At 63.1% G+C, this 3,688-nt stretch carries 3 protein-coding genes; all 3 read right to left on the bottom strand.

Annotation, left to right across the window (positions count from 1 at the left end):
• Positions 1 to 358: 358 nt before the first annotated feature.
• Positions 359 to 2,278, bottom strand: coding sequence for a serine hydrolase domain-containing protein (locus QZT63_RS02815; RefSeq protein ID WP_290648389.1), 1,920 nt, complete (start codon positions 2,276 to 2,278; stop codon positions 359 to 361).
• A gap of 65 nt (positions 2,279 to 2,343) precedes the next feature.
• Positions 2,344 to 3,414 carry a BamA/TamA family outer membrane protein gene (locus QZT63_RS02810; protein ID WP_290648387.1) on the bottom strand — a complete coding sequence of 357 codons (1,071 nt, stop codon included), beginning with the start codon at positions 3,412 to 3,414 and terminating at the stop codon, positions 2,344 to 2,346.
• A partial coding sequence (locus QZT63_RS02805; RefSeq protein WP_290648386.1) for a hypothetical protein occupies positions 3,411 to 3,688 on the bottom strand: 278 nt, incomplete at its 5' end. The genes QZT63_RS02805 and QZT63_RS02810, both read right to left, overlap by 4 nt.

Here is a 3,688-nt window from a genome sequence, read left to right as displayed (position 1 = left end):
TCCTGGCCGGCAAGGCGGCGCAAACTGTGAGTCACCCCGCCGGGACTGCTGCTGCGCGGCAGCGTCGTTTCCGATGACCACCGCCGCGCCAGCGAAGCCTTGGTCGATCTCCACACAGTGGCATCCGCAGCAGGATGGACCCACGTTCGGGCGCGCTCGGCAAACGCATTGCGCCGCAGGCGCACCGCGTTGTGGAGTAGGCCATGGCGCTGATCGGCGCCTGCAGGGTGAAGACCACATCGTCGTAGTCGAGGGCACGCAGATCGGTCTGACGGGCCTTCAGCCACCGCGTCGGCACGCGCCGCCGGATGGAGTGGTCCCAAACGAGACGGTGTTGCGCGTCACCTGCGAGGGGATCTTAGATCACGGGGGCACCGATGATCCGCCACTGCCAGAGCTGCGCGCTCACAAGCACGAGGGCGAGCGCGAAAAGACTGAAATGCAGTCGCCGCCACAGACTCCAGCCTGAGCCCGACCAGGTCGGCCACAGGCCGGCCAGCATGGCTAGCGAAACGCCTGTCACCATCCATCCGGCATAATGAAGCAGAAACATCCTGGTGTCCGGGTAATCGTCGGCCATGCGACTCAGGTCGAAATCCGCGAGCCCCATAATCAACACACCCAGGATAGCAATAAACAGCAACTGCACGGCACCGGCCGCGATGCTGATGCCGCCGGGAACGCTTGAAGAAAAGCCCCAACCGCCACCGCGCCCGAATCGCCGCCAGGCCCCCAGCAGTGTGGTGAGCGCGAGCAGGGTCGCGATGCCAAGCAGTGCCGCCAGTGTGTTCGGATTCTTCCAGATGCCGATGCGCTCGAGGGTGTGTATACCCATTGGGTCGGCCAATGCCTCGACATCGCCAGAGTCGTTACGCAACACCGCGACCCGTCCTCCGCGGGCGTTCTCAAAAACGTCCGCGGCGCCCTGGAGCCGGCGGTAGTGCTCGCTTCCCTCCATCGGGTTGCTGAGTTCGAAGCCCTCCGGGGAGGTGGGTACAAGCTGGGCGACGCTGACTGTACCGAGCACGGCGGCAAACGTGGAGAACACGCGGCGGTTATTCATGTACGTGCCGGCCAACTCCCCCAGTGCGTCCGCGTCTTCGTCATCAACGAGCATCGGGACTGGGTCAGAGGCTTGGAGATAATCGACGATCAGCAGCGGGAGCTGTGCGACCGGGACGAATGTGTGAGCGCTGTTCTGCGATATGAACACGCCAAGACCGAGCTCCGGCACCAGGACCATGTTGGTCAGGAATGCGGCGGTCCCGCCGCCGTGTCCCAGGGTACGGAGGCCGCGATAAGGAACGTCCTGCCAACCATGCGCCACGTCGGCAGCGTCGGGACGGGCATCATACGCGCGTCGCCACATTTGCGCATGGGTCTCCGGCCGCATGAGCCGGGTGCCGTCAATCTCGCCGCCGTTGAGGTGAAAGCGCATCCAGCGGGCCATATCCACGGCAGTGGAGGCCATTCCTCCCGCAGGCCAGTAGGCGCCGAGCTGCAGATAGCCCTGCAGCCCCAGCCCGCCCTTCTTTGGTTTATAGCCGGTGGCGAGTCTCACATCCGCTGCCTCAACCAGCTGATGCGGTGGTTGCCAGGTCGTATTGTCCATTCCTAAAGGGGTCAGTAGCTCCTGCTGAATGAATTCCCCGTATGACGTGCCGGCAATATCCTCGAGGACTTGCGCGGCGAGCGCGGCGCCCCAATTCGAATAGGAGGTTCTAGCACCCGGCGGGTGGACGCGCCTTGGCTGATGCGTTTCGAGTAGCTCTGCGAGACTCCGAGTGTCGTCGTCGGCGACTGTGAAAAGCTGCATCGAGTCTTCGAAGCCTGCCCGGTGCGACATCAGGTGGCGCATCGTGACGGGTTCGTCAAAGGCGCCGGCGACCTGAACGTCTCGCAGGTATCTGTTCACGTCTGTGTCCAGATCCAGCTCACCCCGTTCAACCAGCAGCATTGCTGCGGTCCAGGTAAAGGTCTTGGACACGGAGCCAATGCGGAATAAGGTCGAAGCAGGATCAACCGCCCGGGCACTGGCCAAGTCCGCCAGTCCATAGCCTTTGGCAAAGTGCAGGGCGTCATCGCGAACGACGGCGACCGTGATTCCTGCGAGCTTGTGTTCCCGCTGTTGACTGCCCAGCACGCCATCGACCAGGGTTGAGAGAGTCGGGTCGGCGGCTCGTGTCGATCCAGGAGCCGGTTCCGCCCCGGCCCACGCGGAGAGACTCGTGAGGGTCAGGGCGAGCAGGATGCTCATCAGCAAGCGGTGGCAGCGCATCGTGGAATTCCAGAGGAGGGAGGGATACGATGAGCTTATACCACCATTCCATGCCCGCGCATCGCTCAGAAGGCTTCCATCAGGGCGAAATAGATGCCGGATTCATCCTCGGCAATCCCGGCATCCAGGCGCAGGTTGATTCGCTCTGCCTGAGTGGCCCGGAATCGCAGCCCCAACCCGGCGCTCCACTTCATGTCCGCCGCTCGCAGGTCGGTGAGGCGCGCAGCGACGTCCCCAACTCCTGCGAATGCAACGCCGCTGAGGCGCCGGTAAAGGGGGTAGCGAAGCTCCGCCTGCATGATCGCGGCATCATTGTCGCGGAAACGCCCGGTGATGTGTCCGCGCAGCCGTGCCGGTGGACTTGAGTCGCCAATGAGGGCGAGTTCCTGAAACGGGACGTCGCCGCGGGTGATTGCGCCATACTGCGTCAGAACGAGCACCCAGTCGGGGCGTATCGTGAGGTATTGCCGCGCATCGAGGGTGTAGCGCTGAAAATCGAAATCACTGCCAACGGCGCTGTCGTGGAATGTGGCGGAGACGTTGAGGAGCAAGCCGCTCCTTGGAGCGAAAACGTCTTCCCGGGAGTCATATCGGGTGACGGCACCAATCCCGACCACCGCACCCCCCTCAACGCCCCGGGGTGAGTCCGCCGCCAGCAGGCTGCCGGCGCCGACATCACTGAGGGTATAGTCACGCACGACCACGGTCGGGCCGAGCCAGCCATGCTCGCTCACGCGGTGGCTGATGTCCGCCTCGAACTCGAGATTGCGGGCGGTAAACGTCTCTTGGTCATCTATGTCGGTTTCATTGCCGATGCCGAAGTAATCGGTGGGCCAGTCCTCCACTGCAATGCGGCCACTGATCAGCCAGTCCTCGCTGAGGTAGATGGTCGGGTCGAACGAGATGCTCTTCTGGTCCCGCTCGGACCAGGCGAGAGAGACGATTGCACTCGACGGTGGCGTATCGCCGAGCCGCCCGCTCGCGATTGCCGACAAGGTCAGTGCCCACCCGGTCTCCGGGGTGTGGATCGGAAACGGGATGAAGAACCAGTCAATGGGTCTGGCAGCGCTCTCCGCCATCAACGGGCCTGATGCTAAGGCCAGGACCAAGGCGACAAACGTGAATGGTGATTTCATGGCGGAGATCCCCGCATCCTCCGCTGGCTGCTCTCTGGAACGCCGGGAGTAACTACGGTGGCTGCATGCTTGGGCTGTATCCAGCGTCTTCCGGTCACGGCCACCATCACAAGGGCCGCCGTAGCCAGCGCGACGGTCTGGCCCGTGAGCAGCTCCACATCCACTTTCCACGGGTAGGCAAGATTCAGCATCAGGTGGATTAGGACCGCGAGCGTGAGGCTTCCCGCTGTTGCGTTGTAAGCGATAGAGAAGATCACGGTAATGGCGAAGATTT

Source organism: Aquisalimonas sp. (genome assembly GCF_007120195.1).
GTDB lineage: Bacteria > Pseudomonadota > Gammaproteobacteria > Nitrococcales > Aquisalimonadaceae > Aquisalimonas.
The sequence above is the reverse complement of the archived record's forward strand: the minus strand, read 5'-3'. Positions and strand labels throughout refer to the sequence as shown.